We start from the raw sequence: 15,852 nt of genomic DNA, 5'->3' as shown, positions 1-15,852 counted from the left end.
ACCATACATCAGTTTGGATTGCTGATACCCCTGAAAAATGCTAATTGAGCGAAGAAACCAAGAATATCGGGTGAAACGCATGGCGAAGCAGCCGTCTACGATAGGTGCAAGCACCTATCAGCGCATCAAGCGGGATATCATCTTCGGAGAGCTGCAGCCCGGCTCCAAACTGAAGCTGGACGCCTTGAAGGAACGCTATTCGGCAAGCCTGTCGACTCTTCGGGAAACCCTGAACAGGCTTGCCAGCGACGGATTTGTCGAAGCCCCCGAACAACGGGGTTTCCTGGTCACGCCGGTCTCTCGCGAAGACCTGACCGAGATTTCAGAGCTTCGGGTCCTGTTGGAATGCCACGCTTTGGAGTTGTCCATTGCGAACGGTGATACGGATTGGGAAGGCAACCTTGTTGCCGCTCATCACAAACTGCACCTGATGGAACAGCAGCTACTCAAGGGCGACGAGTCCGAGAAAGAAACCTGGAAACGATATGACTGGGAGTTTCACCAGGCGATGATCGCGGCCTGCAACTCCAGGAACCTACTTTCTCTGCACTCGATCATCTACGACAAGTATTTGCGGTATCAGATGCTTGTGCTGACCTATCGCGGCGAAGAGGCCGTCAAAGAGCACAAGGGCATGTTCGATGCGGCATTGGCCCGAGACGCTGGCACCGCCAAGAAGCTGTTGGAAGATCACATCCGCAACGGTCTCGCACACACGCTGGAGGCTATGTAGGGCGGCATGCGGATAGCGTGCTTCGACCTCTTCAGGTCGATTTGGCGGAGACAGTCTTGAAACTCTACAGCGATATCGAGAAGTTTGTGGACGGCCCAAAGCGGCCGTTCGATCTTGCTCGCTAACGTTGCCCGCGCAATCCGCAACAAGGGCATTCGCTCCGCTTGATCGATTTAGGTTGCGGAAGAGGTCAGGACGGCGAGACGGAACGACCGTTCGTTTGGTGAAAGCGAACGGTCAGGCTGAAGCGAGATGAACACTGCATCGCTAGAGCCCCGTGTCGTAGCTGGTCAGTCGAAAGCTGTTTGGTTTGACCAGTTCGCCCATGGCCGCGAACTCGTCCGCCCAGCTTTGTGCTTGCGCGTTCAGGGTCTCCATATCAGGGCGATTGGTCCAATAGTTTACGCAAAGCCAAATACCGTTTTCACCTTGGCCCACGGTACGGTAGAGGAGCGTGTCGTTCTGGTTCATTTTTTGCGTGATGGTCTCAAAAAACGATCGAACATCCGTGGGATCTGCGCCGTCGGCTTGTTCAAACAACACGATCTCAACATGTTTCGGCACACGCAGATCATCCGCACCTACTTTCTGGGTCTTTCCTCCCTTCAATCGCCTGAGTGGCATCTGCAAAGCTGTCGGACGGTCGTCGGGTTGGGCCAGCGGCATGCCGTCAACAGGCCGCGCGCCAAAGTAGAGATGGCCGGCTGAGACATAGAGCACCTCATATTCTGTGGTAGGCGCATTCGCCGCTATCCCCATGACTGAGCATCCGGTTTCAAACACGTCCTGCTCATTGCCGACGGACCACTCTTCAGGTCCACAAGCGCCCGTCTCGGCTGAGTTCAGAAACCCCGCGAAGCCTTCCAACTGCGGCGTGATGGTCAGATAGTCGTTGACGATCAGATCAACATTAAGTGCGCCCTGCGCCACTTCGGATGCCCCTAGGATGTTGACGTCACCGCCAAACTTCAACTCCAGAAGCGGTGCGGAACAATTGGCATCGGAATAAGTGGTGAAATGCGCATCGATGCGGCCGGGTGCAAACGTGATCGAACGCTTAAGGTACCAAGGTGCGACGCCATCCTGCCCGACCTGTGGGCGCAGTTCGCAAGCAATGCTTTCCCAAGTCCCGTTAAGATCAAACGCTCTATCCTGTGCCAGGGCAGGTGTGGCCAGTACACTGGCAGCAAGGAGGCAAAGTGTTTTCGAGGCCAGTTTCACAGTCTTATCCCCTCTCGGCTCATGATACTGCAACGCTGACAGAGCAGATGGCATGAATCAAATCGATGAATACAATGCTTGCATGAGCAAGATTAATGGAAGCCTCGCAGCCCTCGACTTGAACCTGATCACCGCATTGGATGCGCTTCTGGACCGACGATCCGTTTCGGACGCAGCTTACGCCGTAGGTCGCACACAGTCTGCAATGTCGCACAGCCTTGCGAGATTGCGCGACCATTTTCGCGATCCGATTCTTGTTCGTGACGGATGGGCGATGCGGCTCACTCCATTTGCAGAAAAGTTGCGTCCCCGTGTAACAGCCGCAGCCGAAGCCGCAAAACTGATGTTCACAACCGATTTCGAGTTTGACCCTGTTACGACCACACGCCGCATTCGTGTTGCGACGCCGGACCTTTGCACGTCGCTGTTCACGGATTTCATCGGCGACCTCGCGAACGCGGCTCCGCTCGCTTCCGTTGAATTCATTGAAGGGAACATGGCGCGGCAGGCCGTTTTGAGCTCCAAGGCAGACATTGGTTTGGGCTTTGGCCGCCAAAAATCGGACACGAACCTGGTTCTGCACAGAATTGCGCCACTCAACTGGTGCACGTTCACGCCCGAAACGCATGAGTACAGCCGGAATCCGACAACAGAGGTTTGGAGCGCATCTCGACATGTCCTTGTTGGATTAGGTGGTGCGCAAGAAGGGCCGGTCGAAAAGATGCTTCGAAAACACGGCATCGATCGCCATGTCGTTTGCTACGCATCAAACTTTTCTGCTGCGCTTAACCTCGCTTCGGAGACAGATGCACTCATAACGACATTGCGCGCGCCGTTCGAGAAAACAGCACGGCTTTTGGGGATGTCGGCCCAACCAACTCCGTTTGCGATGCCTCAAGCGACGGCCACGCTGATGTTCCGTGCAGATCACGGGAATCCGTTTTCAATCTGGTTGAAGAAGCTCTGCCTGGGCGCTGTTTAGACGGTGTTCATACACGGCCTACATTTGGTGAATTGGAGTGGGCGCGTCAACGAAGTTAAAGCAACCGTTCTCCAACTGCGAAATGGTGGGTAGGCCTGCTCCAATCGTGCGAATTTCCATTGAGGTCGCTTCGCACAAGGCATTTTAAACTCTCTTTGGATTTTACCTGGGGGCAGTTGATGATCCTCGAACGACGACAGAACCTTCAATCATAAGATCTTCATCAAAAACGTTCTTTCCATCCAGCAGGCGGGTTACCGCTGCGTGGCAAAGTTCCATTGCAGGTTGTGAAACGGTCGTCAGGCGGGGGATTACATGCAGTGCAAGGTCAATGTCGTCAAACCCGACCACTGACAGGTCATCTGGCACTCGTAATCCAAGATCGTTTGCTGTCCGCAGTGCACCAATTGCCATCTGATCATTTCCGGTTGCTATCGCACTTGGTCTGGGCGTTTCAGATTGGGTGAGAACCTGCCGCGCAAGTGCCTCGCCGCTGTCATAGTCAAACGTGCCTTCCAGTACATTAAGTGCCACATCGTCAGCACTCGATGCGAACCGTTCGACGGCTTCGACAAAACCCTGTTTTCTAAGCCTGCCAACTTCGGTGTCTTGTGGACCGGCCAGGTAGGCTATCCGTCTATGGCCAAGATCAAGCAGATACTCGGCCGCTTTTGCGGCCGATGCGGAATGATCGATACTCACAAGTCCCGCGGTGCCGAAGCGACGGTCCAGAGACACGATCGGGATGTCAGAGTTCCCCAGTGTGGCGTTGCTGGAATCGTTTGTTGCGACAATGACAAGCCCGTGCAGCGACTGTTCGAGCAATGCCGAGATCTGACGTGCTTCTGTTTCCGGATCGTCCATGGTTGTTGTCAGCATCACGGTGTAGCCGCGCGCTGACGCCTCTTTTTCGATCCTCATCGCCAGCTTTGCAAAGAACGGATTGGTGATATCCGGAACAACAAGTCCAATCACATTCACCTTCTTCGTGCGCAATGCGCGCGCGGCCTGATTTGGCTTGTAGCCAAGATCCTCGACCGCCTTAAGAACCTTTTCCCGTCGCGCTGGTTTTACCGTGCTGTCATGCGACAGAACTTTCGACACCGTCCCGACCGAGACCCCCGCAAGCCTGGCCACATCTTTTACTGTTGCCATATCCGAACCCGATTTAGCCTGGCCGAGTAGTTTACGGCCACAGTTGGTATTCTCAACCATTTGCCAAACAGTGGGAATATGACCTTTTCCTGAAACTTTCCAGTTGGTGTTTGAAGGGCGCGGATGTTGACGCCCCGCGCTGCGTGGTTGCAAACGCCGCTGCATCCATTGCGGTTACAATGGCCTGATCGATGGTTTCTTGGGCGGCCAATCCGTGTGCAAGGGCACCGTTAAAGCAATCACCCGCTGCAACAGTGTCGATTGCGGGGACATTCGGCGCGGTCATCTGACCGTCCTCGCCATCAATGCACCAGGCAACACCCAGCCTGCCCATTGTAACTATCGCGCCCCGCCGCACCGAAGAACACAGCGCGCGCGCGGCGATGCGTGCCTCATCCAGTGTGGTTGGCAACGTTCCGAGAATGAGGTGCGTTTCATGCGTGTTGGGTGTGATGATGTCGAAGGCATTCAGGATCGATTCACTCCAGAACGGAACGGGCGCGGGCGCGGGATCCATGATGACCAATCCTCCGGCTTCATGCGCAATGCGCGCGGCGGCCAGAGATGCAGAGATCGGAACCTCGTTTTGAAGCAGCACAACAGTACTTTGCCGCAGGGCATCCGCGTGGCGTTCAACCATCTTCGCGTCCATGACAGCATTCGCCCCTTGCGAAAGACGAATGATATTCCCTCCATCGGGTCCAACATCGATAAATGCCATGCCCGAGGATCGATCCGGCAACTCGGCAACCCGCAATTCGACGCCCGCTGCCCGAATGTCGGCAACGGCGTCGTGGCCAAAACTGTCTTTGCCGACGGCGCCGATCATCGTCACCTGACTGCCCAGCCTTGCAGCGGCCACTGCCTGATTGGCACCCTTGCCGCCAAGTGTGATCTGGGTGCTGCCCGCCGCGACCGTCTCGCCCACTCCGGGCCAGCGCTCGAGATACGATGTCAGATCGACATTGATGCTTCCTACAACAGAAATACGGGTCAAAACGCCACCCCGCACACCAGAATGACATTTGCGAAAGGTGTCGTTTCACCTGTGCGAATGATTGCCTTTGCCTGTGATGTTCGCGCCTTGAACTCTGCATGGGGCAGGACGGATTGTCCTACCGCCGCCCCATGATTGGCGGGCCAGACGGTCAGCAGGTCAGTGATCTTGCCGGTGACTATCGTGCTGGCTTCGGTCGTAAGTATCGCGTGTTCCACAATCAACTCACTTCCCAGTGCTGTCAGGACCTGCTGCAGATCGGGCACGCCGGCCGTCACAGCAAGGTCGATTATGGGTACGGCCCTAGGGTGTGGCAGCCCTGCATCTGCCACCACAACTTCATCGAGGTGGCCAAGCTCGGCGACGAGGGCACTCAGGTGCCGGTTCAGGAGGACGCCGCGTTTCACGCCGCCGAATACTTTGCGCGATAATGATCAAGAATGACCGCTACCACGATGACAACACCGGTGATCATCTGCCGCATGAAGTCACTCAGGCCGATCAGGATCAGACCATTGGCCAAAACGCCGATGATGATGGCCCCCAAAAGCGTTCCGATGACTGATCCACGACCACCGCTTAGGCTGGTGCCACCAATGATGACGGCCGCAATTGCGTTCAGTTCGAACCCAATTCCTGCAATCGGAGAGGAGATGTTCAGACGTGCCATATATATGATCGCTGCTATCCCGGCGGTCATGCCACAAATCGAAAAGGCTGCGACCTTATACCAGAACACGGGATGACCGGCCAGGCGCACGGCCTCTTCATTGTTGCCGATCCCATAGATCAGACGCCCGAAAACGGTGCGGTTCAGCACGAACCATGCAACTGCGACCAACCCAAGCGCAACCAGGAAGACCACCGGCACGCCATAGATCAGTTTTGAGCCAAACTCTTCGAAGGCAAACGGAAAAGAGTAGATCGTTTGCGCGTCTGAGATCTGAAGCGCTGCGCCCCGGGCAATGTTCAGCATACCCAAAGTGATGATGAAAGAGGGCAAAGCCCAATAGGCACTGATGGCCCCATTCAAAACCCCACACAAGGTTCCCGCCAGAACACCGGCCAATACGGCCAGAATGATCAGCTCTGTTTCGCCAATTCCGGGCAGTGTGATGGCTTTGCCTGCCACAATGGCGGCGAAGGCCATGACGGACCCGACGGACAGATCGATGCCGCCGATCAGGATCACAAAGGTCATTCCAACGGCCAGGATCAGATTGATCGTAATCTGCGTCAGGATGTTGGTGATGTTATTGGCGGACAGAAAATGTTCGCTGGCAATCGAAAAGAAAACCACGATCACAAGCAGGGCCAATCCGATACCTGCATTGTTGACGATAGATCGTAAAGACACAGCGTTCTCCCTTGATGCAGGCGGAATTGATTCAATCGTGCTCATGCCGTTTTCCTTTCAGTGTCGCTCTGCTGCCCGTAGGCGAGATGCAGAATTCGTTCCTGTGAAAATTCCGTCCGTTCCAGGCTGCCCTGAATGCGGTGATTGGCCATGACGAGAATACGGTCCGCCAGCGTAATCAGTTCGGGCAGTTCCGAAGAGACAACGATCATGGACATACCTTCGGACACCAGATCGCGCAGGATCGAGTAGATTTCTGCCTTGGCACCAACATCGACGCCGCGTGTCGGCTCATCCAGCAATAGAATGTCGGGATTCCGTGCAAGCCATTTTGCCAAAACGACTTTCTGTTGGTTGCCGCCGGACAGGCTGGAGGCCGCATCCGACAGTTTCCCGTATTTTAAATGCAGTCTGGCACCGCTTTGGGTCGCCAGTCGTCTTTCTTCGGCAAAATCCAGAAGCCCGCGCTTTGTTACCGAGGCCAGATCAACCAGCGTCGTGTTTGCCGCTATCGGCATATCGAGGATCAGACCTTCTTCTTTACGGTCTTCCGTCACGAAACAGATCCCGGCCGAGATTCCATCCCTTGGGCCTTTGATGTTCAACGGCGCACCGTCGCGGAACACTTGTCCCGACACAGTTGGATCGGCCCCGAATATGGCCCGCAGAACTTCGGTGCGTCCGGCACCCACCAATCCGGCAATCCCAAGAATCTCGCCCTTGTGCAGATCAAAAGAAACGCCGTCGGGCCCGGGATTGGCCATGGTGCGCAGGTTTCGAACCGAAAGGGCGATGTCACTGCTTTGTTTGACCTCGCGCCCATGCGCGGCATCGACCTCCAACTCGCGCCCGACCATATACCGGACAACGTCTGCTGATGTTACGTCAGTTATGTCTTTGGTCACGACCGTCTGACCATTGCGGAAAACGGTGACACGCTCGCAAATGGCAAAGACCTCTTCCAGATGATGCGATACGAACACGACGGTTACGCCCTTCGCCCTGATCCCGGCCACGATCTCGAACAACCGCTCGGTTTCGCGCTCGGTGAGCGTGGCTGTCGGCTCGTCCAGAATAAGGATGCGGCTTTCGCTTTGCAGGGCGCGGGCGATTTCAACCAACTGCCGATGCGCAATCCCAAGTGTTCTTACGGGGGTCGAAACGTCGATGTCACTTAGCCCGATTGCATCCAGTGCCAGCCGAGCCCGGCGCTTCATTTCGCCCCGGTCCAGAATGCCAAACCGTTTGCGCGGCAGATGTTCGATCGAGATGTTTTCTGCGACGCTGAGATCGTTGAGCAGATTGAACTCCTGATGAACCACCTGAATTCCGGCTGCTTTTGCGTCATGCGGGTTTGACGGCTTATACGGTTGCCCGTCCAGTTCCACCGTGCCTTCGTCAAAGGGGTGGACGCCGGAAAGCACCTTGATGAGGGTCGATTTTCCGGCGCCATTCTCGCCGACAAGTGCGTGGACCTCGCCCGCGATCAGGTCAAAACTTACCCCGTCAAGAGCATGCACGCCGCCAAAGGATTTTCTCAGGTTTTTGACAGTCAGAAGTGAGGTATCAGCGCGCATTGGATCGACCTTGTTCAGCCAGAGTGATGGATGCCCGATTGGAGGGGTAACGGGCATCCGCGAGAGTTCCACCTTATTTGGTAACCAGCTCGATAGGTGTCTTGACCCACCCTTCCAGTTGCGGCCCACCGGCGATGACTTCGAGGGCCAGATCGATCGAGTTCGCGGCCATATCGGCACCAAACTGATCCACCGACGCAAGCAAGCGACCATCCTCGATCATCGGAAGAACCGCCGGGATCGCGTCAAATCCGACCACCAGAATGTCGTCACGCCCCGCAGATTCCAGCGCCTTGACCACACCGATGGCCATCGAGTCATTGGCTGCCATCACGCCCTGAATATCGGGGTTTGCCGTCAGCATGGTCGAAAAAACCTGGTTGGCTTCTTCGGTTTCCCAATGCGCAGTGCGGCTGTCGAGCAGGTCAAGCTTGTATTCCGCAACCGAGTCTTCGAAGCCCATGCGCCGCTGATTGGCATTGTCTGCACCGGGATTGCCTTCGATGATAACGACCTTGCCGCCCTCGCCCAGAGCTTTGCCCAAGGCATCACCCGCCAGTTTCGCCCCGCCGCGATTGTCCGGGCCGACAAAAGCCAGTTCCACGCCCTGCTGTTCTTTCGCGCCTTCGTCCAGTGCGACGTCAAAATTGACCACAATGATCCCCGCTTCCATCGCGCGTTTCAGCGGGCGGACCATCGCCTTGGAATCTGCCGGGGCAACGACGATTGCATCGACGCCCTGCGTGATAAAGTTCTCGACCGCATTGATCTGGGATTCAAAATCCGTCTCGTTCTGCATCCCGACGGCAATCAGTTCATAGTCGCCACGCTCGACAGCGTGCGCCTCTGCCCCAACCAGCATGTTTTGAAAAAACTCATTGGCCAGCGACTTCATGATTAGGCCAACGACCGGTTTATCGTCAGCCGCCGCCATACCTGCGGACAATAGAATTCCGGTCGCTGCCGCAGCAGCGAATTTCATGAGCTTCATAAGAGCCTCCCTAGGTTTTCAGCTTGTTCGGAAAGGCAATCTTTCACGCCGATCCACCGTCTTTATACGAAGCCATCGAATCGCTTTTCTGTCAATATGAAACGTTTCATAATTGAATATTCAGGACCCGCCGAAAACACTTACCGCGCGTTTTGGAAAATTTACCTTATTATTTTCAAATGCTTATCGACTTTTCGCCACGCAGCGGATTTATGGCGACTAAAAACGATGGAACCAGGGACCCACGCTGAAGCGCAACGATGATTTTCGCAGCCGAAAGGCAACGGAAGCGTTTTCCGAACATTTCGTGAAAGCAATGATTCGCCATCGAAACCGTCGCTAAACAAGTGCTGAAACAACTTTGTTTTCTGGCACCCGGAATCGCAGGTTTTGATACCGTTGCCCCGCGGTTGTGAACCGCCAAGCCGATCCAAGCAACGTTGATGATGCCTCGCTTTACAGTACGGGTGTGCACACTGTTTCAGCGCGACGCCCGGCAATTGTTTGAGAACGGAGGATCTCAAATTTCGAGGCCTGCATTTCGCCGGCCTACAGTATTGAAAAAATGTATTCGTTTACATTTTTATGTAATCGTATACATTTTGAACAAAGAATCATCGAAACTGGGAGGAAAAACATGAAAAGGTTTGTCACAGCCAGTGCGATCGCAACTGCGATTTCTTTAGTGCCAATAATGACATACGCACAGTCGGAAGTGGTTGTTTGGGTTGCCGGGGAACCCGGTCAAACAAATGTCTACGATGATCTCGCCGAAGCCTATAATGCGCAGAATTCGGATGTTACGGTGACAATCGTCAAGAACTCTTCCGACCTGTTTAACCCCGCTTTGATCCCCGCCCTTTCGGCTGGCGAAGGGCCTGATCTTTTCTCGTTTGGAACCGGCCCGGGTCAACCGGCGGCCCTTATTGCGGGCGGCCTCGTCGCCGATCTGACAGATGCCTATTTCGCAAATGACTGGAGCAGCACAATCCCCGAAGGCATCGTGGTGCAGACATCAAGCGACGGCAAGCTTTGGGCCTTTGGCAATGAGGTCGAGACGACCGGTATGTTCTACAACAGGGCAATCTTTGACGAACACGGAATTTCCGTGCCCACCACATGGGCTGACATGGAAGCCGCCGTGGCGAAACTGCAAGAGGCGGGCTTTGATACACCCATTGGTCTCGGCGCTGCCGACAAATGGCCCGTGTCGCATTGGCAGTCCATGATGTTTGGTCGCTACGCGGGTCCCGAAGGTATCGAGGACGTTCTATTTGGCGATGGCGCATGGACTGACGAGCCCTTTGTGGCTGCCTCGGCAAAACTGCAAGAGATGGGCAAAGCGGGCTGGTTCGGACCGACACCGGTTGCAATCGGATATGGTGAACTGATGGACCGGTTTTGGGCCGGTGAAGTGCCGATGACCTTCACCGGACCTTGGGTGATCGGGGGCGGAACCGAGGCCGCAGGTGATCGCATCGACGACTTTAGCGTCTTCGCCGTGCCGCCACTTGAAGATGGCCAGAAAATCCACCCCACCAACTCTATCGGCAGTGGCTGGTACATTCGCGAAAGCTCTGACAACAAAGACGCCGCGATTGACTTCATGAACTATATGTTCGCGTCGCAAGAAGGTCGCGTCGCACTGTTGAACGCCGGCACAGTTCCTGTCGGCCCACTTGATCAAGCGCTGAGCGAGGCCCAGATGCCCGCGTTGGCCGTAGACATCTGGAAAGCATCGGACGATCACGCAGCAAACGGATCCGTTCCGGCGTTTCTGGACACCATCACACCGGGAAGCCTGACCACGGTTTCTTATGATGGGCTGCAGGCCCTGCTTCTGGATGTCATGACGCCCGAGGAATTCACTGCGGAAATGCAATCCGCATGGGCCGCCGCGAAGGAAGCCGGTGAAATCATGCTGCCGGGTGGCATCGCCGAACGGTAAGGCCCCAAAGAAATATGCCGGTCCATTGGCGCCGTGCCTGTGGACCAGCGCACTCCCTAAGAACCACTCGCATTAGTCTAAGGTGGAGCCATGTTTCTCGACCCGGATTCCAAATTAGCGCAGCGCCTGAACCCTGTTCTGTTTCTGCTGCCCGCGCTGACGATCTACATCGTCTTTGCGATCTACCCGACCTATTCGGTGCTGGAATATTCCTTTACCGATTGGGACGGAATCAGCCCCGAGCGGAATTTTGTCGGGTTGGAGAACTATCAAAAACTGTTCTCTGACAAGATCTTCTGGGAGGCTTTTCGGAATACATTTGTCTGGTCCGGCGTGATCATCGTTATCAATGTCGGTCTTGGCCTGGTGATTGCCGCTATGCTCGCGCGGGTTTGGAAAGCGCGATTGCTGATCCAAACATGCATCGTCCTTCCGGTCGTGATCTCTCCGATGGCCGTCGCCACGATCTGGCGGTGGATGTATCAGCCGACAGGTGTCATCAATCAGGTGCTTGAGAATATCGGGTTGGGGGCTCTCGCCACCCCCTGGCTGGGCAGCCCCGATGTGGTGTTATACGCGCTGGCCTTGGCACATAGTTGGTCGACAATCGGGTTGAGCGTCATCATCTTCCTTGCCGGGCTTCAGGCCGTTGACGAGGACCTGTACGAGGCCGCGCGGGTCGATGGTGCAAATCCGTTGCAATCCTTCCGCTATGTCACTTTGCCCGCCCTGAGGCCTGTGACGGCTGTGGTCTTCATTCTGACACTTACGCAATCGTTCAAGGTCTTCGACATCGTCTGGGCCACAACTCAGGGCGGCCCGATCCGGTTCAGTGAAATTCTATCGACCTACATGTACAAACGTGGGGCGCTGGAAAACCAGTATGGCTATGGGTCGGCTATTGGCGTCGCGCTGCTGGTGATCGTCAGTATTGCAACGATCATCTACATGCAGATTCAGAACAGAGAGGATCGGTGATGGGACGCTGGATTCTGCTGTTCATTCTCGGCGTCATCGCTGTTGTGATGGTCTCTCCGCTCATTCTGACGGTCTTCACATCGCTCAAGCCCACGACCGAATTGGTGAACCCGCCGTGGTATCCGCCGATCAGCCTGACCTTCGAGCACTACGCGCGCGTTTGGACCGATGGCGGCTTTAGCGTGTATTTCTTCAACACCCTGATCATCTCGGTCGTTGATGCTGTCGTCATGATCTTTATCGCCTCGCTTGCGGCCTATGCCATGGTTTTCATGGAGTTTCGCGGCAAGGTGGTGCTGCAAATCCTGTTCCTGATTGGATTGATGATCCCTGTGACGGCCATTGTTCTGCCGCTGTTTCAAATCGTCCGGTCGTTTGGCCTTCTCAACACCCATCTGGGTGTCATCTTCGCGGACCTTGCCCTGGCCGTGTCGGTTTTCGTCTTCATGTTCTCATCGTTTTTTCAGGGCGTCCCCAAGGCGCTGCACGAAGCGGCCCGGATCGACGGTGCGACCGAGTTTCAGATTTACCGCCGCGTTGTCATGCCGATTGCCACACCCGCTGTGGTCACAACCGCACTGCTTGAGTTTCTCTGGAGCTGGAACGATCTGTTGCTGCGACTGCTTCTGTTGACCCAGGACGAAATGCGCACGCTGTCGGTGGGTCTGTTGAACTTTCAGGGGACCATGACCCGCGACGTGACCGGATTGTCCAGCGGTACCGTGATCATGGCGATCCCGGTCGTTCTTTTGTTCCTGTTCTTCCAACGCCACTTCGTGCGCGGCATGACCGCGGGCGCGGTGAAGTGAGGCGAAACATGTCGAAACCCCTGCTCATCCTGGATCAACACTTTCGCCAGTTGGAAGAATTATTCCGACCGTCTTCCTACACCGCCTTGGGCGAGCTTTGCGACATTCATGGTGGCGTAAACTGGCCGATGCCGCGTAAGGATTTTCTGGCCCATCTGCCAGAGGCAGAATTTGTGGTGGCAGCGAAACCGGAACTGACCCGACCAGAGCTGGATGGCGCCAAAAACCTCCGGGCTGTGATCGAGGTTTCGGGCACCTTTCAAACCGGTCTCGACTATGATGCGTGTTTCGAGCGCGGTATCGAAGTGTTGTCTTGCGCGCCGGGATTTCGACGCTCGGTCGCGGAAATGGCGCTTGGTCTGATGATCGCAGGCAGTCGCGGCATCGTTGATGAGCACGAACGCTTCCGCGCCGGATCCGAAAGGTGGTTCAACGACAATATCGGCACGGATTTCTCGCTTTACGGTCAACGCATTGGGTTTGTCGGATTCGGGTCCATCGCGCAGGAATGCGTACGTCTTCTTGCGCCATTTTCCCCAAAGATCGAAGCCTATGATCCGTGGCTGAAAGCAAGCGGAACAGTGTTTGACGGTGTCGAATTCTGCGATTTGGAGCAAGTGACCACCAACAACCGCCTTGTCGTCATCGCGGCAACGCCCACCGACGAGAATTATCAGCTTGTGTCCCGAACCCTTATCGAAAAGATGAAACCCGGGACGCTGGTTGTTGTGATCAGCCGGTCTCATCTCGTCGACTTCGACGCCCTTGTTGAGGTCGCCAGCGCTGGCCGCATTCGCGTCGCCAGCGACGTGTTCCCACAAGAACCGGTGTCCAAGCGCGCCGCGTTGCGACAGGTCGACAATGTCATCTGGTCGCCGCACCGTGCAGCTGCCGTGGAAGGTGGCCGCCACCCGATTGGAGACATGATCCTGCATGACGTCGAAGCGATTTTGTCAGGGTCCCCTGAACGGCGGCTGCAAGCTGCGTCTTTGGACACCGTAAGAAACATCATCCGTGCGCCACTGGCGGCCGGGTAAGGGAGGAAGAGATGGCTGGAGTTGAACTCAGGAACCTGTCCAAGGCTTATGGTAATGTCGAAGTGCTTCATGACATCAACCTGTCAATTGCAGACGGGGAATTCATCGTCTTTGTCGGCCCTTCAGGATGCGGAAAATCTACGCTGCTCAGGATGATTGCAGGCCTTGAAGAAGTGACCGGAGGCGATCTGATGATTGGCGGCAAACGCGCCAACGATCTGTCGCCGCGCCAACGCGACATTGCCATGGTGTTCCAGTCCTATGCGCTTTACCCCCAAATGACAGTGGCCGAGAATATGGGGTTCTCGCTCAATCTTGAGCGCCGTTCGAAAGATGAAATCCAAAAGAAGGTGCAAGAGGCCGCCGATGCGCTGAAACTTGACCCATTCCTTGACCGTAAACCGGGCCAGCTGTCCGGTGGTCAAAGGCAGCGCGTGGCCATCGGTCGCGCCATTGTCCGCAACCCGCAGGTTTTTCTGCTGGACGAACCGCTTTCGAATCTTGACGCGGCGCTTCGTTCGGAAACTCGGGTGGAAATCAGTGAACTGCATCAACGTATGGCAACAACGATGATCTACGTCACCCATGATCAGGTCGAGGCAATGACCATGGCGGATCGTATCGTGGTCCTGAACGGCGGCTATATCGAACAAGTCGGCAGCCCAATGGACCTGTACAACCACCCCGCCACCGAGTTTGTCGCGGGGTTCATCGGTTCACCCAAGATGAACTTCGTCAAGGGCCGTTATGCTCAGGCCGTAGGTGCCTCGACCTTGGGCATTCGGCCCGAGCATTTTGCCGTCGGTCAGGCTGACGACGCATGGGAAGGCAAAGTGACTCTGGTGGAACGGCTGGGCCACGACACAATTCTATATGTGCGGGTTCCGGATGCAGGTGTTCTGACCGTAAGCCTTGATGGTCAGCAGAACCAAGATGTAGGAGACACCATCCACTTGCGACCCCAACCGGGATTCATCCATAAATTCAATGACCAAGGGCGGCCGATCGCCGCCTGAATCAAGTTGGAAGAAGATATGGGTTCAAAGCGTCCAACCGTCAAAGATGTGGCTCGCGAGGCTGGTGTCTCGATCGCAACCGTCAGTCGAGCCATGTCGCGCCCGGACGATGTGAAAGCCGCAACGCGCGAGCACGTGTTCGAGATCATGAAACGGCTGGGCTATCGGGCCAATCAGGCGGCAGGCGACCTGCGGCGTGGGCGCAGTAAAACCCTGCTCGTTCTGGTCTCTGAGATCACGAATGCCTTTTTCGCCGAATTCTTCAAGGGCATCGAAGAAGAAGCGCGCGCGCATGGTTACGTCCTTCTCATAGGCGACACCTCGGAAGACGCCGAAAGCGAGCGTGCGTTCTCGGACATGCTGTTGATGAACAAGGCTGGCGGGCTGATCCTGAACACAAACGGCTTTCTCGAGGATTTGTTGCCCAGCGACGCCAACGGCGTTTATTCAGGCCCGCCGGTCGTTTCTTGCGGCGGGCACAAGGAAATTGATCTGCCGACAGTGCGAACGGATGACGTCTTGGGCGGGCGTCTGGCCGCCGGGCACCTCATAGAACTAGGGCACCGCGATATCGCTCAGGTGTGTGGACCGCTACACACCAATGGGTTCGAGCGGCGCTATCACGGCTTTAACCAGACGTTGAAAAACGCGGGCATCCCACTGCAAAAGGACCGTGAATTGATGGGTCAGCTCTCGGTCGATTATGGTCTGGAGGCAGCCGAACAACTGCTGGCATCGGGCAATCTGCCGACTGCGGTATTCGTTCACAACGATGAAACAGCCACCGGATTGCTGCACGGGCTGGTGCGCGCCGGAGTGCGGGTGCCGGAAGATATTTCTGTCATCGGCTATGACGACATGCCCTATGCCGCCATTTTCAACCCGGGCCTGTCCAGCATACGCCTACCACGCCGCGACTGGGGACGTCTGGCTTGCCGAAAGCTTGTGTCGATCCTGAACGAAGAAGAAGGGGCCAACCAACCGATCATCATCGCCCCCCAACTAATCCCACGTGCAAGCACCGCCGCGCCGCGAAACAACCGCTAATCGG

15 protein-coding genes are annotated in these 15,852 nt (G+C 55.9%); 8 read left to right on the top strand and 7 right to left on the bottom strand.

All coding sequences use genetic code 11. From position 1 onward, the window contains the following. Positions 1 to 79: 79 nt before the first annotated feature. Complete coding sequence (locus ACR0MO_RS14300) at positions 80 to 733, top strand: GntR family transcriptional regulator (protein ID WP_170622700.1); 654 nt, start codon at positions 80 to 82, stop codon at positions 731 to 733. Between the two features lie 267 nt (positions 734 to 1,000). Here the strand turns inward: ACR0MO_RS14300 and ACR0MO_RS14295 are convergent, their stop codons facing one another. Continuing rightward, positions 1,001 to 1,954: a hypothetical protein gene (locus tag ACR0MO_RS14295; protein WP_170456548.1), complete on the bottom strand. Its 954-nt coding sequence runs from the start codon at positions 1,952 to 1,954 to the stop codon at positions 1,001 to 1,003. Between the two features lie 52 nt (positions 1,955 to 2,006). Here ACR0MO_RS14295 and ACR0MO_RS14290 point away from each other — a divergent pair, with 52 nt between their 5' ends. Further along, complete coding sequence (locus ACR0MO_RS14290; RefSeq protein WP_480891947.1) at positions 2,007 to 2,936, top strand: LysR family transcriptional regulator; 930 nt, start codon at positions 2,007 to 2,009, stop codon at positions 2,934 to 2,936. Positions 2,937 to 3,098: 162 nt separating this feature from the next. On the opposite strand, the gene ACR0MO_RS14285 is transcribed toward ACR0MO_RS14290, so the two are convergent. Genes ACR0MO_RS14285 through ACR0MO_RS14260 form a run of 6 tightly spaced genes read right to left on the bottom strand, consistent with a single transcriptional unit; the run spans position 3,099 to position 9,013 of the window. After that, a complete protein-coding gene (locus ACR0MO_RS14285; RefSeq protein WP_170521965.1) occupies positions 3,099 to 4,091 on the bottom strand; it encodes a LacI family DNA-binding transcriptional regulator in 993 nt (330 codons plus the stop codon). 52 nt (positions 4,092 to 4,143) lie between these two features. Further along, positions 4,144 to 5,088 (bottom strand): ribokinase, encoded by a 945-nt coding sequence (locus ACR0MO_RS14280; protein WP_480891944.1) that lies wholly within the window; start codon positions 5,086 to 5,088, stop codon positions 4,144 to 4,146. Continuing rightward, a complete protein-coding gene (gene rbsD / locus ACR0MO_RS14275) occupies positions 5,085 to 5,495 on the bottom strand; it encodes a D-ribose pyranase (RefSeq protein ID WP_170456563.1) in 411 nt (136 codons plus the stop codon). Before rbsD ends, ACR0MO_RS14280 begins: the two co-directional genes overlap by 4 nt. Further along, positions 5,492 to 6,445 carry an ABC transporter permease gene (locus tag ACR0MO_RS14270; protein WP_480626431.1) on the bottom strand — a complete coding sequence of 318 codons (954 nt, stop codon included), beginning with the start codon at positions 6,443 to 6,445 and terminating at the stop codon, positions 5,492 to 5,494. Before ACR0MO_RS14270 ends, rbsD begins: the two co-directional genes overlap by 4 nt. A 41-nt stretch (positions 6,446 to 6,486) precedes the next feature. Beyond that, a complete protein-coding gene (locus tag ACR0MO_RS14265; protein WP_480891941.1) occupies positions 6,487 to 8,079 on the bottom strand; it encodes a sugar ABC transporter ATP-binding protein in 1,593 nt (530 codons plus the stop codon). Between the two features lie 16 nt (positions 8,080 to 8,095). Continuing rightward, on the bottom strand, positions 8,096 to 9,013 hold the full coding sequence (locus ACR0MO_RS14260; RefSeq protein ID WP_480626433.1) for a substrate-binding domain-containing protein: 918 nt from the start codon (positions 9,011 to 9,013) through the stop codon (positions 8,096 to 8,098). 694 nt (positions 9,014 to 9,707) lie between these two features. Here ACR0MO_RS14260 and ACR0MO_RS14255 point away from each other — a divergent pair. From ACR0MO_RS14255 to ACR0MO_RS14230, 6 genes are all read left to right on the top strand, one after another. Continuing rightward, positions 9,708 to 10,961, top strand: coding sequence for an extracellular solute-binding protein (locus ACR0MO_RS14255; protein ID WP_170521445.1), 1,254 nt, complete (start codon positions 9,708 to 9,710; stop codon positions 10,959 to 10,961). Between the two features lie 90 nt (positions 10,962 to 11,051). Beyond that, positions 11,052 to 11,939 (top strand): carbohydrate ABC transporter permease, encoded by an 888-nt coding sequence (locus ACR0MO_RS14250; RefSeq protein ID WP_480891938.1) that lies wholly within the window; start codon positions 11,052 to 11,054, stop codon positions 11,937 to 11,939. Beyond that, positions 11,939 to 12,748: a carbohydrate ABC transporter permease gene (locus ACR0MO_RS14245; RefSeq protein WP_480891935.1), complete on the top strand. Its 810-nt coding sequence runs from the start codon at positions 11,939 to 11,941 to the stop codon at positions 12,746 to 12,748. The genes ACR0MO_RS14250 and ACR0MO_RS14245 overlap by 1 nt, the downstream gene beginning before the upstream one ends. An 8-nt stretch (positions 12,749 to 12,756) precedes the next feature. Next, positions 12,757 to 13,785, top strand: a complete 1,029-nt coding sequence (locus ACR0MO_RS14240; RefSeq protein WP_480883242.1) for an NAD(P)-dependent oxidoreductase — start codon at positions 12,757 to 12,759, stop codon at positions 13,783 to 13,785. A gap of 11 nt (positions 13,786 to 13,796) precedes the next feature. Further along, positions 13,797 to 14,801, top strand: a complete 1,005-nt coding sequence (locus ACR0MO_RS14235) for an ABC transporter ATP-binding protein (protein ID WP_480582939.1) — start codon at positions 13,797 to 13,799, stop codon at positions 14,799 to 14,801. A gap of 18 nt (positions 14,802 to 14,819) precedes the next feature. Further along, complete coding sequence (locus ACR0MO_RS14230; protein ID WP_480891931.1) at positions 14,820 to 15,848, top strand: LacI family DNA-binding transcriptional regulator; 1,029 nt, start codon at positions 14,820 to 14,822, stop codon at positions 15,846 to 15,848. The last annotated feature ends 4 nt before the right edge of the window (positions 15,849 to 15,852 follow it).

The sequence above is a fragment of the Ruegeria sp. K5 genome, assembly GCF_056531805.1.
Note: the sequence above shows the minus strand (reverse complement) of the source record. Positions and strands in the feature narration are given on the sequence as shown.

Coding starts and splice junctions, on each gene's coding strand:
- ACR0MO_RS14250 (WP_480891938.1), top strand. CDS start 11,052: ATGTTTCTCGACCCGGATTCCAAATTAGCGCAGCGCCTGAACCCTGTT.
- ACR0MO_RS14240 (WP_480883242.1), top strand. CDS start 12,757: ATGTCGAAACCCCTGCTCATCCTGGATCAACACTTTCGCCAGTTGGAA.
- ACR0MO_RS14290 (WP_480891947.1), top strand. CDS start 2,007: ATGAATCAAATCGATGAATACAATGCTTGCATGAGCAAGATTAATGGA.
- ACR0MO_RS14230 (WP_480891931.1), top strand. CDS start 14,820: ATGGGTTCAAAGCGTCCAACCGTCAAAGATGTGGCTCGCGAGGCTGGT.
- ACR0MO_RS14255 (WP_170521445.1), top strand. CDS start 9,708: ATGACATACGCACAGTCGGAAGTGGTTGTTTGGGTTGCCGGGGAACCC.
- ACR0MO_RS14285 (WP_170521965.1), bottom strand. CDS start 4,091: ATGGCAACAGTAAAAGATGTGGCCAGGCTTGCGGGGGTCTCGGTCGGG.
- ACR0MO_RS14260 (WP_480626433.1), bottom strand. CDS start 9,013: ATGAAGCTCATGAAATTCGCTGCTGCGGCAGCGACCGGAATTCTATTG.
- ACR0MO_RS14300 (WP_170622700.1), top strand. CDS start 80: ATGGCGAAGCAGCCGTCTACGATAGGTGCAAGCACCTATCAGCGCATC.
- ACR0MO_RS14245 (WP_480891935.1), top strand. CDS start 11,939: ATGGGACGCTGGATTCTGCTGTTCATTCTCGGCGTCATCGCTGTTGTG.
- ACR0MO_RS14235 (WP_480582939.1), top strand. CDS start 13,797: ATGGCTGGAGTTGAACTCAGGAACCTGTCCAAGGCTTATGGTAATGTC.
- ACR0MO_RS14265 (WP_480891941.1), bottom strand. CDS start 8,079: ATGCCCGTTACCCCTCCAATCGGGCATCCATCACTCTGGCTGAACAAG.